Genomic DNA, 14,480 nt, shown 5'->3' with positions numbered 1-14,480 from the left:
GACGAGAATTGATCGCGCGGTCGATAATCGGGCCATGACGACAACGGAACCCACGGACGTCACCCGACAGCAGACCGGCGCCCGCTCGCCCGGCATCACGTATCAGCAGATGCTCGACGCCGACACGCATCCCGTTCCCGACGTGTTGCGCCTGGAATCGCCGCGGTATCTCGGCAGCGACGATGTTCCGATCGAGCGCTACACGTCGCGAGAATGGCATCGCAAGGAGGTCGACCACCTCTGGAAGAAGGTGTGGCAATTCGCATGTCGCGAGGAGCACATTCCCGAGGTCGGTGACTACATCAAGTACGACATCGCCGAACTGTCGTATCTCGTCGTGCGCACCGAGGAAGGCATCAAGGCCTACCCGAACGCCTGCTTGCACCGTGGGCGCCAGCTCAAGGAGTACGACGGCCACTGCTCCGAGATCCGGTGCGCGTTCCACGGGTTCGCGTGGACGCTGACCGGCGAATTGCAGGACGTGCCCGCGGCGTGGGACTTCCCGCACGTCGACCAGCGCCCTGACGATTTCACGCTGCCCGAAGCACGGGTGGGGGTGTGGGCCGGCTTCGTGTTCATCAACCCCGACCCCGATGCTGGTCCGATCGAGGAGCACCTGGGTGAGTTGATGGAGCACTTCGAGGTCTGGGATCTCGAGAACCGCTACGTCGAGGCGCACGTGTCACGCGTGATCGAAGCGAACTGGAAGATCGCCCAGGAGGCGTTCTGCGAGGCGTACCACGTCAACGCCACGCACCCGCAGATCCTGACCTACCTTGCCGACACGAACTCGCAGGTCGACGTGTGGGATCACTGCTCGCGTGTGATCACGCCGGGTGGAAGTCCGAGCCCGCTGCTCGGTGACGAGCACGGCCTGTCGGAGCAGGAGATCCTGCGCTCGATGCTCGACGTCCGCGTCGACCAGGAAGCGCCCTTCGAGCTCGCCGACGGCATGACGGCGCGCGCCGCTGCTGCCGCGGCGGCCCGCGAGCGGTGGCGTCCGGTCGCCGGTGATCGGGTCGACCAGATGAGCGATTCCGAGATGATGGACTCGATCGACTACACGGCGTTTCCCAATTTCCATCCGTGGGGTGCGTTCAACCGCATCGTGTATCGGTTCCGCCCCAACGGCGACGACCACCGCAGCGCGATCATGGAGTGCTTCTTCTTGTCGCCGTTCGTCGGTGAGCGTCCGCCGCCCGCCGCCGAAGTCAAGTTGGGTGTCGACGACCCGTGGGTGACGGCGACCGAGCTGGGCATGCTCGCGAAGGTGTTCGAGCAGGACGTGTTCAACATGGCAAAGGTGCAGAAGGGCCTCGAGACCACGAGCAAGCCCGGCGCGACGTTTTCCAACTATCAGGAGTCGAAGATCCGCTGGCTCCACACGCTGCTGGGCGAGTGGATCGAGCGGGGCGAAGCTCAGGCCGCGGCCGCCGGTCAGCCGGTCGAGGTATCGAGGGGGACGAAGTGAGAGGCATCGTGCATCCCTTCACCGGTGCGCTGCATGAGCAGGACGGCAACGGCAACATCAAGGTCACCCAGGACGGGAAAGAGGGGATCTTCGGTATCGACGGCCACTGGATCTCCGGCGAGCTCCGCGAGTGCGACCCGCAGTTGTGTGGCTGGGTGGGAGGCCCGCAGATCGCGAACCACCGCGTCGGCACCGTCCCCGCCGACTGACCCCCCGCAGGTCATGGCAGGTCATGGTGCCAGGCACGATGACCTTTCCGTTCCCGGGAGAAGGGGACCCACGGGGTGCACATGGGCCGCCCCGCACGAGACCTTCGTTCCTCCTCGTATTTCCATGTCGGCAATCGAGGCATCGACGGCAGCGACATCTTCGCCGTCGACGACGACTGGTTCGCCTTCGAAGCCGAACTCGAGCGAACCGTCGAGCGGTACGTCGTCGAGGTGGTCGCGTTCGCATGGATGAGCAACCACTATCACTTGCTCGTGTGGTGTGGGGATGCCTCGCTGTCGCAGGCGATGGGCGAACTGCAGTCGACGTACACGAAGCGACACAATGCGCGGGTGGAGCGAACCGGTCCGTTGTTCGCCCGGCGCTTCTGGTCTCGACCGATCGTCGAACAGGCGCAGTTCGTGCAGGCCGCCCGCTACATCCACCGCAACCCGATCGCCATCTGCGGACCACGCGGCCTTGCCGCGTACCGCTGGTCGAGCCTTCCCGTGTACCTGGGTCGGCGAACGGCACCGGCATGGTTGTCGACGAACCGGCTCGACGGCATGATCCGTCCAGATCGCTACCTCGCCGAGGTGATCGGACCGCAGCCGTGTGACCGTCAGCCGATGGGAGAGTTCGCGCCATCGACGCCGACAAGCCTCGCGGAAATCGAGTCGGCGGTCTCGGCCGTTCTCGGAGCTGAGTGGGTCGAGACGGCTGTCGGGCGGGATCTGGTCGCCCTGATGGCACTCCAACTGCGGTCCGCCGATCAGGCGTCGTTGGCGTCGGCGAGAGGAGTGACGCCGAAGTCGCTCCGCAACGCCGTTCGATTGGCCAGAGCCCGCCTGGCAACGGACGAGGTGTTCGCCCGGCTACACGGCCGGGTGATGGACGAGATCAGCCGCCCCACAGGTCATCGTGCCAGGCACGATGACCTGTGGTGAGGGTGCGTCACGTGGGTTCGTCGGACCACTCGTTCCACTTGATGAACGTCTCGGCCGGTGGGCGCTTCGCCGGCTTGAAGTCGGTGCCGATCGTGTAGGCCACCGGGAACAGACCCGCCTGGCTGTGCGTGTCGAACGGGATGCCCAACAGCTCGGCGGCCAGCTCTTCTTCCTGCAGGTGCAGCGTGGTCCACGCCGACCCGAGTCCGCGCTCGCGTAGCGCGAGCATGAAGCTCCACACTGCGGGCAGGATGCCGCCCCACCGCGATGCTTGTCGAGACGACGGTGTTCCGACGTCCATCTTGTCGGCCAGCACCGGGATCACGTGTACCGGGACGTGCTGGAGGTTCTCGGCGAGATGCACGGCGGACTCGTGGACGCGAGCCTGCTGCGACCCGGGTTCGAACACGTTGCCGCCCGCGTAGGCGTCGAAGTTGCGCTTGTAGATCTCGGCGAGCTTGGCGCGCTTGGCTGCATCCTCGACGATCACCCAGCGCCAGCGCTGCGAGTTCGATCCGGTCGGCGACTGATGCGCGATGTCGATGCAGTCGATCAGCACCTGACGTGGGACCTCGCGAGTCAGGTCGAGTCGCTTGCGAACGCTGCGGGTGGTGGTGAGGACGTCATCGGCGCTCAGGCCGAGAGTCGGGTGATCGCTCATGTCCAGTGGCTCATTTCGGGTCGCTCATTTCGGTGTCTCGCTTCCAGGGGAGGCTGGTGAATTCGATGTGGAGTTCGGTCATGCCGCGCAGGACGAACGTGTCGTTGAAGGGGAACGTGTTGCCCGGCGCCAGCGTGATGTCACCGAGCCGGTCGAGGAGTGCGTTGGTGGCGATGCGTCCTTCGGCGCGAGCGAGCGAGGCGCCGATGCAGAAGTGTTCGCCGTGTCCGAACGCGAGATGGTCACGGAGGTTGGCTCGGCACGGATCGAGGGCGTCCGGCTCGGGGAACCGAGCCTCGTCGCGGTTGGCCGACGCGAACAGCAACCAGCAGTGTTGGCCGGCACGGATCTGCGTTTCGCCGATCGTGACGTCGACCTTGGCCTGCCGGAAGAGTCCGCCGACCGGTGCTTCGAAGCGCAGCGCCTCCTCGACAAGACCCGAGATCAACGAGCGATCGTCGCGAATGCGCTGTTGCAGTTCGGGACGTTCGGCCAAGTGTCGGACGATGTTCGACAACAGGTTGGTGGTCGTCTCGTTGCCGGCGACGAGGAACTGCTGCAGCATGCTCAGCATCTCGGCCTCGGACAGCTGCTCGCCGTCGAGTTCGGCGTTGGCGACGTCGGAGATGACATCGCCCGTCGGCTCCCGCCGGCGCGCCGCGAGCTTCTCGCGGAAGTAGTCGGCGAACTCGCGGCTCGAGGTGAGATACCCCCGGACCTGCTCGACGGACGGTGAATGGTTGCCGACCGGCATCACCACGTCGTCCGACCACCGCTTGAAGCGGGCCAGGTCGTCGTCGCCGACGCCGAGCGCCGTGGCGATGATCGTCATCGGGAACAGGACACAGAATCGGTGGACGATCTCAGCAGCCCCGCGCTCGCCCGCCGCACCGACGATGTCGTCGAGCAGCCCGTGCGCGACCTCGACCATGCGAGGCTCGAGATCTTTGATGTTGCTCGGTCGAAATGCGCCGTTGACGAGGATCCGCTGACGCCGATGCTCCGGCGGGTCGGCGTTGAGGAGCACGGCCGCTCGACTGCGATTGCCCATCACGGCCTCGAACGTCTGGGCCATCTCCGGGTCCTGGGCGAGTTCGGCCATCGCGGTGGCCAGCACTCCTCCCACCGCTTGCGGTCCGGTCGGCATCAGCGACGAGAACCGTTCGGTGTCGTGGAGGATCGTCGTCACGTCGTCGTAGCGGGTCACGATCCACGCTCCGAGCGTGTCGTTGAACGAGATCGGGTCGTCGGAGCGGAGCGCGGCGAAGGCCGGATAGGGACACGCGATCGCGGCCTGCCTGCGTTCCACCAGATCGTCGATCGACGGAACCTCGGGAGTGGCGCCGTGCGTGGCGACATCGGACATGGTCGTCAGTCTTGCGTTTCGTCGCGAGCCCGAGCGATGCGGACCGGTGGCACCGAGCGGGCAGACGATCGCGCAGCGCCGATCGTCGGTCGGCGCTGCAATCGTGTGACACGCGGCTGACGGGGCGTCTCTACCGTCGAGCGCATGGGAAGAACGGACAAGATCCTCAGTGCGGCCTCCGCGATCGCTGGAGAACCGATCGAACGGGGTGCGCTCGTCGCGCCTCCCGGCTCCAAGGCGTACCGCAACGTGTCGGGGAAGTCGGGGTACGGCGCCGTGTCGCTCGCCATCGGCGCCGTGAAGTCGAAGAGCGACGGCGACCACCTGGAAGGCGCCGCCGGCGAGTTCCCGAAGCAGTTCGGCTTGCTGGGGGTCACGGCGACCAGAGTGGTGTTCCAGGAGACGAAGACGCTCGGCGGTACCCCGGTCGCCGCCGTCGCCGAGTGGCCCGTCGGTGACGTCGAGATCGAGTACCTCCCCAAGACCAAGGGGATGCGCAACCCCGCGGTGCGGATTTCGTTTGCGGACGGAACCGATCTCGTCGCGTTCGGCGAGCCCAAGTGGGGAATCGACCAGTTCGCCTGATCCGTGGACCTGTGTCCCCGCGACCCACGTCGATCGACGACGTCCGGACGCAGCGGGGCTCGGACCGGCGGGACTCAGAAGGCGTGGCGGCGGGTGAAGGCGCCGTCGACGACGATGTTCTCGCCCGTGACCCAACTGGCGGCCGGGCTCGCCAGGAACGCCACGACGTTGGCAACTTCCTGCGGCGTGCCCATGCGCCCCGACGGGTGGTGCGCGACGTTCTCGGCGAAGTAGTCGGGCAGGTGCTTTTCGATCTTGCCCCAGGATCCGTCCGCGATGTAGATCGGGCCGGGCGACACCGAGTTGGCCCGGATTCGCTTCGGTGCGTACTCGATCGCGAGTTGGCTCATGTAGTTGATCGCCGCTGCTTTCATGGCGCCATAGCTGAATCCGCCGCCGGGATAGCCGTGGTACTCGACGGCGGTGATCGTGCCGATCTGCACGATCGAGCCCATACCGGATGCTTCGAGATGGGGGAGCGACGCATCGACGAGCGCAACGGTCGACAACACGTCGACGTCGAAGTTCTTCCTCCATCCTTCGGGGCTACGCGGCGTACCGCCGAGCGCAGACGCGTTGGAGATGACGATGTCGATGCCGCCCATCGCGGACGCCGAGTCGTCGACCCAGGCGGCGAGCGCGGCGTGATCGGCCACGTCGAGCGGTGCGCCGACGGCGTTCGGGCCGAGTTCCGCGAGCGCCTCGTCGAGTGACTCCTGCTTGCGAGCGCAGATCGCCACGCGGGCACCTTCGTCGATCAGTGTCTGCGCGATCACCCGGCCGATCCCACGCGACCCTCCGGTGATGATCGCCCGTGCGCCTGCCAGTCCCAGATCCATGCCGCCGAGTCTCGCGAGCGGCGCAATGTCGCAGCGAGCCGAGCGACAGAGTGGGTCAGACCCACTCTGTCGCTCCGATCCCTGGCAGATGGGCCGGTTCTGTCAGCGTTGGATATGGCAACGATGCTCGCCCACGTCACCATCAAGTCCGGCATGGAGGAACGGTGGGAAACCATCTGTCGGCGGCTCTACGCAGCGACACACGCGTCGGAGCCGGCGATGCGGCGTTACGAGTACTGGCGCGGCTCGGCGCCGCGCAGCTACTACGTCCACCTGAGCTTCGACGACCACCGTGCGTTCATCGTGCATCAGGTCAGCGACCACCACGAGACGGAGTCGCCGCACATCGGGCAATGCCTGGAGTCGTTCCGACTCGAGTTCGTCGACCCCGTGAGCGGAGCGAGCGACCTGGCGCCGACCGACGCACAAGATGCGCCAGCGGACGCCGACGAACTGACCCGCAGCTACACCGAGCGGTTCGCGGCGCAGGTCGCCGACTGGTGGCTCGCGCTGCGCTGACGAGGCGTATCGGTTTGTGTCTGACACAAACCGATACGCCGGTGCGAGCGCCCGGTAGGTGACGGAACTCGGTGCTTGGCTACGTTCGACAGCCATGACGCAACCGCTTGCAGGGAAGATCGCCGTAGTGACCGGATCGAGCCGAGGGATCGGTCGCGGAACGGCCGTGGCGCTGGGTGAGCAGGGAGCGACGGTCTACGTCACCGGTCGCACGACCGGCGACGACGAACTCAGCATCGACACCACGGTGAAGATGGTCGAAGCGGCCGGCGGATCGGCCATCGCGGTGCAGACCGATCATGGCGACGACGATCAGATCGCGGCGTTGTTCGCACAAGTCGAGGCCGAGCAGGGCAAGCTCGACATCCTCGTCAACAACGTCTACAAGATCCCGAATCCCCCGGCCTGGGGCGGTGGATTCTGGGATCATCCGGTGTCGATCTGGGACGACCAGGTCGGGATCGGGCTGCGGGCGCACTACGTCGCTACGTGGTACGCCGCGGAGTTGCTGTTCGCGGCGAACCCGACGCCCGCGGCGCCGGGCGCCATCATCAACGTGTCGTCGCCGGGCGGTCAGTCGTACCACTTCTCGTCGTCGTACGGTGCCGGCAAGGCGGGCCTCGACCGCCTGGGCGCCGACATGGCGATCGAGTTGGCGCCGAGGTACGTGGGGTGTTGCACGCTGTATCCAGGATCGGTCGGGACCGAGTTCATCATGGCCCACGTCGACGAACGCAACACCGACACGAGCCACCTCCAGACTCCGTTGGTCGTGGGTCGTGCGGCCGTCGCGCTCGCGATGGCGCCCGATCTGCTGGAGCGGAGCGGCTCGATCCAGTGGGTCGAGGATCTCGGCGAGGAGTTCGACCTGCGCGACGAGCACGGGAACCGCCCTCCTGCGTACTCCCGGCGCACCGACCGTTGACCCGACATCCCCGTTGACCCGACGTCCTCGCTGACGCGGCATCGACCGACATCACGCTGGGGTGATCCGATGAACGTACGGTGTCCGGCGTGGCAACGAGCACCGTCATCATCAATCTCGCGTACGTCGCACTGCTGTCCTCGACGTTCACCCGGCGGATTCTCTGGCTTCGGACCTTCCTGATCGTCGGGGCGACCGGTTTCATCACCCACGGCTTCATCACGCGGAACTGGTCGATGGTCAGTTGGAACCTCGCCACCTCGTTGCTGCACTCCTTCCAGTTGACGAAGTACGTCCTGGCTCGTCGGGCGACGGCGTTGACCCATGACGACGAGGAGCACCGCCGCCGGCTGTTCCCCGACCTCGACTCGTTCGACTTCGCGTCGTTGTGGTCGATGGGCGAGAGCGTGTCGTACGAGAACGAGCCGGTGATCGTCCGAGACGAGGCACACGGTCGGATGAGAGTCGTGCTCGACGGCATCGTCGACGTGTACCGTCCAGATGCCGAACCCGTTCGGCTCGGGCCGGGCAGTCTCGTCGGCGAGATGACGTTCGTGGCAGGCGGGACGGCCACTGCGGAGTGCAGAGCCGTCGGTACCGTGACGATGAGGGAGTGGCCACACGAGCGGTTGGCGACACTCGACCAACTCAACCCGGTCGCCGCCCGTGCGCTGCACGCTTTCCTCCAGCGAGACCTCGTCGCCAAGCTGGGATGACCTTCGATCACGGACCGTGACGGACGCGTAGCGTCCTGCCCCAGAACGACGTGGTGGAACGCGCGCGTGGAACGCGTGGAGGGCACCGTTAGCATTGTTTGTCGGTCTGCGTGCAGTCCGTTCCGAACGATGCCGTCAGTCGTATCCAGCTGAGCACCAAGCTGGCGGCCGAATTCGGCCCTCCACCAGGAGGGGAAGACAACGAAGAGAAAACGAAAATGGTGTGAAGCACAGTTGGGTGAAGGAGACGTCCCCTGCCAAAGCCAAAGGAAGATGCGATCGTTCTCGAGGGCAAGATCCTCGAGTCGCTGCCGAACGCCATGTTCAAGGTCGAACTCGACAACGGGCATGAGGTCCTCGCGCACATCTCCGGAAAGATGCGCATGCACTACATCCGCATTCTTCCAGGCGACAAAGTCCAGGTGGAACTGACCCCCTACGACCTCACCCGAGGTCGTATCACCTACCGGTACAAGTAGAGAGAAGCCATGAAAGTACGACCGAGTGTCAAGCCGATGTGCGACAACTGCAAGGTGATTCGTCGTCACCGTCGCATCATGGTGATCTGCACGAACCCCCGCCACAAGCAGCGCCAGGGCTGACGAAAGAACTGAGAAGGTACTCACTGATGGCACGTATTGCCGGCGTCGACATTCCCCGCGAAAAGCGGTTGGAAATCTCGCTCACCTACATCTTCGGGATCGGTCTGCCCACGTCGCAGAAGATCTGCGATGCGCTCGAACTCGATCGCAACACGAAGGTCTCCAACCTGACGGAGGACGAGGTCAACAAGATCCGCGCCTACGTCGACGCGAACCTCACCATCGAAGGTGACCTCCGCCGCGATGTCCAGGGCGACATCAAGCGCAAGATCGAGATCGGCTGTCTCCAGGGCGTCCGGCATCGCAAGGGCCTGCCCGTTCGTGGTCAGCGCACGCACACCAACGCTCGCACCCGCAAGGGCCCCAAGCGCACCGTTGCCAACAAGAAGAAGGCTGTCCGGAAGTAATCCGGCAAGGAAGCATCACGAACCATGGCCAAGCAGACCAACACTCGTCGCCCTCGCAAGCGGGATCGCAAGAACGTCACCACCGGTGTGATCCACATCAAGAGTTCGTTCAACAACACCATCGTCTCGATCACCGACCCGCAGGGCAACGTCATCGCCTGGGCATCGTCCGGTGTCGCTGGCTACAAGGGCAGCCGCAAGAGCACGCCGTTCGCAGCGCAGCTCGCCGCTGAGAAGGCCGCTCGCGCCGCCCAGGAGCACGGCCTGCGCCGCGCCGAAGTCCAGGTCAAGGGCCCGGGTTCGGGTCGTGACGCCGCCGTCCGCAGCATTCAGAACACCGGCATCGAAGTCGTGTCCATCAAGGACGTGACCCCGGTGCCGCACAACGGTTGTCGTCCGCCGAAGCGCCGGCGCGGCTGAGAAGTAGGGAACACAGAATCATGGCTCGCTATACCGGACCCAAGGTGCGCATCTCGCGCCGCCTGTCCACCAACATCTTCGAGAACGAGAAGGGCCGCCAGGCGCTGGAGCGCCGCCCCTTCCCGCCCGGCCAGCACGGCCGTACCCGCCGTCGCAACGCCGGCTCCGAGTACCTCGTCCAGCTGCAGGAGAAGCAGAAGGCGAAGTACATCTACGGTGTCCTCGAGCGTCAGTTCAAGAAGACCTACAACGAGGCGAACCGCATCGCGGGGCCCACGGGTGAGAACCTGCTGCGTCTGCTCGAGCTGCGCCTCGACAACGTCGCCTACCGCGCCGGCTGGGCCTCGACTCGTCCGCAGGCCCGCCAGTTCGTCAACCACGGACTCGTGTTGGTCAACGGCAAGCGCCTCGACATTCCGAGCTACACCGTCAAGAAGGGCGACGTGGTGTCCCTCGCTCCGAAGGCGGCGAAGATGATCGTCATCCAGCACAACATCGACACGCTCGATCGTTCGCTCGTCGGATGGCTCGAGCAGGGCGATGGCGGTAAGGAAGTCACCGTACGGAGCCTCCCCGAGCGCGATCACATCGACGTGCCGGTGCGCGAATCGCTCATCGTCGAGCTCTACTCCAAGTAGCCGTCGCTCGTTCATCTCATCTCGGCCTTCACGGCCAGGTCGGTGTTCGCCGGCCGCTCGTTCGTCTCGCAATCCACTCTGACTCAACTCCCGGAAAGGTCAGGCACCACATGCTCGTCATGCAGCGTCCCACCATCGAAGCCCTCGGCGAAGAGGGGGACAACCCGCGTCAGTTCGCCGTCGGTCCGCTCGAGCCGGGCTTCGGCCACACGCTCGGCAACTCGCTCCGTCGTACGCTCTTGTCGTCGATTCCTGGTGCCGCGATCACCATGGTGCGCTTCGACGAAGCGCTCCACGAGTTCGGCACGATCAACGGCGTCGCCGAGGATGTGACCGACATCATCTTGAACCTCAAGGACATCGTCGTCACCTCCGTGTCGGATGAGGCGGTGACCGCTCGCCTCGACGTGCGCGGACCCGCCGACGTGACGGCGGCTGACATCGAGACTTCCGCCGACGTCGAGATTCTCAACACGAATCTGCATATCGCGACGCTGAACGGCAAGGGCCGCCTCGCCATCGATCTCACGATCGAGCAGGGCCGCGGCTACCTGTCGAGCAAGCGTGAAGACGACAACCGTACGATCGGCGTGATCCCGATCGACGCCATCTTCAGCCCGGTGCGTCGCGTGTCGTTCGACGTGCAGCCGACCCGTGTCGAGCAGGCAACCAACTACGACCGACTCGTGATCGAGATCGAGACCGATGGGTCGATCACCCCGGCCGACGCTTTGGCCTCGGCCGGTGCGACGCTTCGTGCCCTCACCGACTTGGTTGCGACGATGTCGGACGAGCCGCAGGGCCTCGAGCTCGGCGAAGTCGTCGACGTCGCCGTCAGCTCGCCCGACCTCGAGCTCCCGATCGAGGATCTCGACCTGTCGGAGCGTCCGAACAACTGCCTCAAGCGGGCGCAGGTCAACACGGTGGGCGAGTTGCTCACCAAGACCGAAGACGACCTGCTGAACATCACCAACTTCGGTCAGAAGAGCCTCGACGAAGTGAAGGCCAAGCTCGACGAGCGCGGCCTGTCGCTGCGCGGCTGAGTCTGATACTCGAACACACACGAACGTCTGTAGCTACCCAGGGCCTGCGTGGCACTGGAACGCCAAGTGAACAGGGCCTGCGTGGCCCTGGAACGCCAAGTGAACAGGGCCTGCGTGGCCCTGGAACGCCAAGTGAACAGGGCCTGCGTGGCCCTGGAACGCCAAGTGAAAGAGATACACCATGCCCACCCCACGCCGCTCCCGCCGATTCGGTTCGTCGTCGTCTCATCAGAAGCTGATGATGGCCAACCTCGCCGCGTCGCTGTTCGCCGCCGAAGCGATCTCGACGTCTGAAGCGAAGGCCAAGCATCTTCGCCCGATCGCCGAGAAGCTGATCACCAAGGCGAAGAAGGCGCAAGAGGAGGGTCCGATGCAGGTGCACCGCATCCGCCAGATCCAGAGCCAGCTCGGTGACCGTGAGATGACGTACAAGCTCGTCCACGACATCGCGCCGCGCTACATGGAACGCAATGGCGGCTACACCCGCATCCTGAAGCTCGGTACCCGTCACGGCGACAACGCCGAGATGGCGCGCATCGAGCTCGTCTGATCGTTCGATCATGACCGACGGCACCGAGCCGTCCGCTGAGGCCCTCGAGTCCGGTTCGCCCGGAAGCGAGGGTCTTTGCGCGTCTTCGAGCACGCGCAACGCCAAGCTGGTCGTGGCGTACGACGGCACCGACTTCCATGGGTTCGCCGAGGCGAACGATCAGCGCACGGTGATGGGCGACCTGCGAGCGACGATCGAACAGATCGTGCGGGTGCCGGTCGAGCTGTCGGCCGCGGGACGTACCGACGCCGGCGTGCACGGCTGGGGCCAGGTCGTCAGCGGCCGTCTGCCGACGTCGGTCGATCTCGCCCGTCTCCAGCACTCCATCAACCGAATGTGTCGCCCGGAGATCGCCGTGCGGTCGCTGGACTGGACCGACGACGACTTCGACGCCCGATTCTCCGCGACGTCGCGGGCGTATCGCTACGACGTCTGGACCGCGCCGGTGCCGCATCCGGTGCTGGCCCGATCGAGTTGGCACGTCCCGGCAGCGCTCGACGTCGAGGCGATGAACCGGGCTGGCGAGTTACTGCTCGGCGAGCACGATTTCGCGTCGTTCTGTCGCCGGGCCAAGGTCGGTCCGGGTCGCCCAGAGAAGAGCACGGTGCGCATCGTGCAGCGAGCCGAGTGGCGACGGGTGCCGCTCGACGGACTCGACGGCGACGGAGCGCTGCTGCGCTTCGAGATCGCAGCGACGAGCTTTTGTCATCAGATGGTGCGCAGCATCGTCGGAACGCTCGTCGAGGTCGGCGAAGGGCGCCGCAGTGCGTCATCGATACCGGCCACGCTGCAGGCCCGCGACCGCCATGCCGCCGGGGTGGTCGCGCCGCCGAACGGGCTCACGTTCTGGCACGTCGACTACGACGGCGTTCGTTGGGACGCCGCCTGGCGAACCCGCTGAGCAGCGCCCGTCGGCAGCACCGCGGCCTGTCGGCGGTGCGGTCGAACGCTGCTCGTCGCTCTGGCGGGCTGCGTTGTTCGCTCGAGCGCGCCGATGACGGTGCAGCTCAGATGATCGCTGTCTCGTGGCCTTCCCAGAAGGGGGCGCGCAGCACACGCTTGAGCACTTTGCCCGGACCGGATTTCGGCAGCGGTTCGGTCTGGAAGGTGATCGACTTCGGGATCTTGTACCCGCCGATCGAGCCAGCGCAGTGCGCGATCAACTCCTCCTCGGTGAGCTCGTGTCCGTCACGAATCACGACCACCGCGTGGACTCGCTCTCCCCACTTCGCGTCGGGAATGCCGAACACGGTGGCCTCGAGCACGGCCGGGTGGGTGTACAGCACGTCTTCGACCTCGGTGCAGTAGACGTTCTCGCCGCCGCTGACGATCATGTCCTTGGCTCGGTCGACGAGGAACAGGTAGCCCTCCTCGTCGAGTCGGCCGACGTCGCCGCTGCGGTACCACCCGTCACGGCTGAGTACGGCCGCGGTCTGCTCTGGCTTGTTCCAGTAGCCGACCATCACGTTCGGTCCGTTGATGGCGACCTCGCCCGTCTCGCCGACCGGGAGCGTTTCGCCATCGTTGCCGACGATGCGCAGCGACACGCCGGGCGGGGCGACGCCGCAACTCTTCGCTCGGTCGCTGTCGAGGTGCTGCTCCTCGTGTCGGAAGACGGTGGCGATGGGTGCGGTCTCGGTGGCGCCGTACAGGTGGATCAGCTCGCAGCCGAACAGCTCGGCGGAGCGACGCAACACCTCGAGTGCGGCGGGCGACGCGCCGTGGGACATCCACGACAGCGACGAGACGTCGCGCGGCGCCGCGGCCTGGGCCTCGTTGAGCGCGGCGAGCATCGTCGGCACGGCGATCGCCGACGTGATCCGCTCACGCTCGATCGTGTCGAGCGCGGCCTCGGGATCGAACGCCGGCAGAATCACGTTGCACGCGCCGATCCATGGCAGCACGAGCGCTTCGTAGAGCCCGGCCGCATGAAACATGGGAGCCATCGTGAGGTAGCGGTCGTCGGTGACGAACGGTTGGGCCATCTGGGTGTGCACCGCGTTCGCCATCAGATTGGCGTGGGTGAGCATCACGCCCTTGGAGGTGCCGGTCGTGCCGCCGGTGTAGAACAGTCCGGCGAGGGTTCCGGGCGTGACCGGCACCTGGAGCTCGGTCGGCGTGGCGGCCGAGAGCAGCTCCTCGTACTCCCCGGTGTCGATGCGGATGACGCGTTCGACCACGCGATGGAGGTCGCCGGGATCGCGGTCGGTGATGAGGACCCGGGCGCCGGCGTCCTCGGTCGCGTACGCCAACTCAGGGGCGGCCCATCGAGTGTTGTGGGGCACGATCGCTCGACCGGCGCACGGCACCCCGATGAACAGTTCGAGGAATTCGGCCGAATTCAGCGACAACAGTGCGACGCGATCTCCTCGTGCGGTGATCGCCTCGAGAAGACCGGCGACTCGTCTGACCCGATCCGCGAGCTCGGCGTAGTCGCGGCGAACGTCGCCGCAGACGACGGCTTCACGCCGAGCGAACAACTGCTCGGCTCGGAGGATGGAGTCGCGCAGGGTGTACACGACTCGTACATTATTCGCGCTCGTCGTTCGCTCTCGTCACGGCGTGGCGGACGGTCGTGCTGGCC

The 14,480-nt window shown here is 65.7% G+C and carries 18 protein-coding genes and 1 pseudogene; 15 read left to right on the top strand and 4 right to left on the bottom strand.

All coding sequences use genetic code 11. From position 1 onward, the window contains the following. Window positions 1-34 precede the first annotated feature (34 nt). The 3 genes from ACE37B_RS21605 (at window position 35) to ACE37B_RS21595 (ending at window position 2,625) form a co-directional block, all read left to right on the top strand. On the top strand, window positions 35-1,471 hold the full coding sequence (locus ACE37B_RS21605) for an aromatic ring-hydroxylating oxygenase subunit alpha (protein ID WP_409925417.1): 1,437 nt from the start codon (window positions 35-37) through the stop codon (window positions 1,469-1,471). Between the two features lie 8 nt (window positions 1,472-1,479). Continuing rightward, the gene (locus tag ACE37B_RS21600) at window positions 1,480-1,680 is read left to right on the top strand and encodes a hypothetical protein (protein WP_409925416.1); all 201 of its coding nucleotides are present in this window, start codon (window positions 1,480-1,482) and stop codon (window positions 1,678-1,680) included. An 81-nt stretch (window positions 1,681-1,761) separates the two neighbouring features. Continuing rightward, window positions 1,762-2,625, top strand: coding sequence for a transposase (locus tag ACE37B_RS21595; protein ID WP_409925415.1), 864 nt, complete (start codon window positions 1,762-1,764; stop codon window positions 2,623-2,625). Between the two features lie 7 nt (window positions 2,626-2,632). On the opposite strand, the gene ACE37B_RS21590 is transcribed toward ACE37B_RS21595, so the two are convergent. Next, on the bottom strand, window positions 2,633-3,286 hold the full coding sequence (locus tag ACE37B_RS21590; RefSeq protein WP_409925414.1) for a nitroreductase family protein: 654 nt from the start codon (window positions 3,284-3,286) through the stop codon (window positions 2,633-2,635). 10 nt (window positions 3,287-3,296) lie between these two features. Next, window positions 3,297-4,652: a cytochrome P450 gene (locus ACE37B_RS21585; RefSeq protein ID WP_409925413.1), complete on the bottom strand. Its 1,356-nt coding sequence runs from the start codon at window positions 4,650-4,652 to the stop codon at window positions 3,297-3,299. Window positions 4,653-4,796: 144 nt separating this feature from the next. On the opposite strand from ACE37B_RS21585, the gene ACE37B_RS21580 reads away from it, so the two are divergent. Beyond that, window positions 4,797-5,237 carry a hypothetical protein gene (locus ACE37B_RS21580; RefSeq protein WP_409925412.1) on the top strand — a complete coding sequence of 147 codons (441 nt, stop codon included), beginning with the start codon at window positions 4,797-4,799 and terminating at the stop codon, window positions 5,235-5,237. A gap of 74 nt (window positions 5,238-5,311) precedes the next feature. On the opposite strand, the gene ACE37B_RS21575 is transcribed toward ACE37B_RS21580, so the two are convergent. Beyond that, entirely contained in the window at window positions 5,312-6,076 is a 765-nt protein-coding gene (locus tag ACE37B_RS21575) for an SDR family NAD(P)-dependent oxidoreductase (RefSeq protein WP_409925411.1), read from the bottom strand. Between the two features lie 114 nt (window positions 6,077-6,190). Here ACE37B_RS21575 and ACE37B_RS21570 point away from each other — a divergent pair, with 114 nt between their 5' ends. From ACE37B_RS21570 to truA, 11 genes and pseudogenes are all read left to right on the top strand, one after another. Continuing rightward, window positions 6,191-6,595, top strand: coding sequence for a putative quinol monooxygenase (locus ACE37B_RS21570; protein ID WP_409925410.1), 405 nt, complete (start codon window positions 6,191-6,193; stop codon window positions 6,593-6,595). Window positions 6,596-6,689: 94 nt separating this feature from the next. Continuing rightward, the gene (locus ACE37B_RS21565; RefSeq protein ID WP_409925409.1) at window positions 6,690-7,520 is read left to right on the top strand and encodes an SDR family NAD(P)-dependent oxidoreductase; all 831 of its coding nucleotides are present in this window, start codon (window positions 6,690-6,692) and stop codon (window positions 7,518-7,520) included. An 89-nt stretch (window positions 7,521-7,609) separates the two neighbouring features. Continuing rightward, on the top strand, window positions 7,610-8,236 hold the full coding sequence (locus tag ACE37B_RS21560) for a Crp/Fnr family transcriptional regulator (RefSeq protein WP_409925408.1): 627 nt from the start codon (window positions 7,610-7,612) through the stop codon (window positions 8,234-8,236). Window positions 8,237-8,490: 254 nt separating this feature from the next. Next, complete coding sequence (gene infA, locus ACE37B_RS21555) at window positions 8,491-8,715, top strand: translation initiation factor IF-1 (protein ID WP_040493585.1); 225 nt, start codon at window positions 8,491-8,493, stop codon at window positions 8,713-8,715. Window positions 8,716-8,724: 9 nt separating this feature from the next. Further along, window positions 8,725-8,838, top strand: coding sequence for a 50S ribosomal protein L36 (gene rpmJ, locus ACE37B_RS21550; protein WP_015440432.1), 114 nt, complete (start codon window positions 8,725-8,727; stop codon window positions 8,836-8,838). 26 nt (window positions 8,839-8,864) lie between these two features. Beyond that, window positions 8,865-9,245, top strand: a complete 381-nt coding sequence (gene rpsM, locus ACE37B_RS21545) for a 30S ribosomal protein S13 (RefSeq protein ID WP_409925407.1) — start codon at window positions 8,865-8,867, stop codon at window positions 9,243-9,245. Between the two features lie 24 nt (window positions 9,246-9,269). Beyond that, a complete protein-coding gene (rpsK, locus tag ACE37B_RS21540; RefSeq protein WP_409925406.1) occupies window positions 9,270-9,665 on the top strand; it encodes a 30S ribosomal protein S11 in 396 nt (131 codons plus the stop codon). A gap of 20 nt (window positions 9,666-9,685) precedes the next feature. Then, window positions 9,686-10,303, top strand: a complete 618-nt coding sequence (gene rpsD, locus ACE37B_RS21535) for a 30S ribosomal protein S4 (protein WP_409925405.1) — start codon at window positions 9,686-9,688, stop codon at window positions 10,301-10,303. A gap of 110 nt (window positions 10,304-10,413) precedes the next feature. Continuing rightward, window positions 10,414-11,346 (top strand): DNA-directed RNA polymerase subunit alpha, encoded by a 933-nt coding sequence (locus ACE37B_RS21530; RefSeq protein ID WP_409925404.1) that lies wholly within the window; start codon window positions 10,414-10,416, stop codon window positions 11,344-11,346. A gap of 181 nt (window positions 11,347-11,527) precedes the next feature. Beyond that, window positions 11,528-11,893, top strand: a pseudogene (gene rplQ / locus ACE37B_RS21525) (50S ribosomal protein L17); the annotation flags it as partial. A 13-nt stretch (window positions 11,894-11,906) separates the two neighbouring features. Further along, on the top strand, window positions 11,907-12,797 hold the full coding sequence (truA, locus tag ACE37B_RS21520; RefSeq protein WP_409925403.1) for a tRNA pseudouridine(38-40) synthase TruA: 891 nt from the start codon (window positions 11,907-11,909) through the stop codon (window positions 12,795-12,797). Between the two features lie 106 nt (window positions 12,798-12,903). Here truA and ACE37B_RS21515 read toward each other — a convergent pair whose 3' ends face one another. Continuing rightward, on the bottom strand, window positions 12,904-14,415 hold the full coding sequence (locus tag ACE37B_RS21515) for a class I adenylate-forming enzyme family protein (RefSeq protein ID WP_409925402.1): 1,512 nt from the start codon (window positions 14,413-14,415) through the stop codon (window positions 12,904-12,906). Window positions 14,416-14,480: the final 65 nt, after the last annotated feature.

This window comes from Ilumatobacter sp. (assembly GCF_046290335.1).
Lineage (GTDB): Bacteria > Actinomycetota > Acidimicrobiia > Acidimicrobiales > Ilumatobacteraceae > Ilumatobacter_A.
The sequence above is the reverse complement of the archived record's forward strand: the minus strand, read 5'-3'. Positions and strand labels throughout refer to the sequence as shown.

Excerpts from the sequence above, each read along its gene's own strand:
- rpmJ (WP_015440432.1), top strand. The coding sequence starts at position 8,725 with ATGAAAGTACGACCGAGTGTCAAGCCGATGTGCGACAACTGCAAGGTG.
- ACE37B_RS21570 (WP_409925410.1), top strand. The coding sequence starts at position 6,191 with ATGGCAACGATGCTCGCCCACGTCACCATCAAGTCCGGCATGGAGGAA.
- rpsK (WP_409925406.1), top strand. The coding sequence starts at position 9,270 with ATGGCCAAGCAGACCAACACTCGTCGCCCTCGCAAGCGGGATCGCAAG.
- truA (WP_409925403.1), top strand. The coding sequence starts at position 11,907 with ATGACCGACGGCACCGAGCCGTCCGCTGAGGCCCTCGAGTCCGGTTCG.
- ACE37B_RS21580 (WP_409925412.1), top strand. The coding sequence starts at position 4,797 with ATGGGAAGAACGGACAAGATCCTCAGTGCGGCCTCCGCGATCGCTGGA.
- rpsM (WP_409925407.1), top strand. The coding sequence starts at position 8,865 with ATGGCACGTATTGCCGGCGTCGACATTCCCCGCGAAAAGCGGTTGGAA.
- ACE37B_RS21590 (WP_409925414.1), bottom strand. The coding sequence starts at position 3,286 with ATGAGCGATCACCCGACTCTCGGCCTGAGCGCCGATGACGTCCTCACC.
- ACE37B_RS21565 (WP_409925409.1), top strand. The coding sequence starts at position 6,690 with ATGACGCAACCGCTTGCAGGGAAGATCGCCGTAGTGACCGGATCGAGC.
- rpsD (WP_409925405.1), top strand. The coding sequence starts at position 9,686 with ATGGCTCGCTATACCGGACCCAAGGTGCGCATCTCGCGCCGCCTGTCC.
- ACE37B_RS21585 (WP_409925413.1), bottom strand. The coding sequence starts at position 4,652 with ATGTCCGATGTCGCCACGCACGGCGCCACTCCCGAGGTTCCGTCGATC.
- ACE37B_RS21595 (WP_409925415.1), top strand. The coding sequence starts at position 1,762 with ATGGGCCGCCCCGCACGAGACCTTCGTTCCTCCTCGTATTTCCATGTC.
- ACE37B_RS21605 (WP_409925417.1), top strand. The coding sequence starts at position 35 with ATGACGACAACGGAACCCACGGACGTCACCCGACAGCAGACCGGCGCC.
- ACE37B_RS21530 (WP_409925404.1), top strand. The coding sequence starts at position 10,414 with ATGCTCGTCATGCAGCGTCCCACCATCGAAGCCCTCGGCGAAGAGGGG.
- ACE37B_RS21575 (WP_409925411.1), bottom strand. The coding sequence starts at position 6,076 with ATGGATCTGGGACTGGCAGGCGCACGGGCGATCATCACCGGAGGGTCG.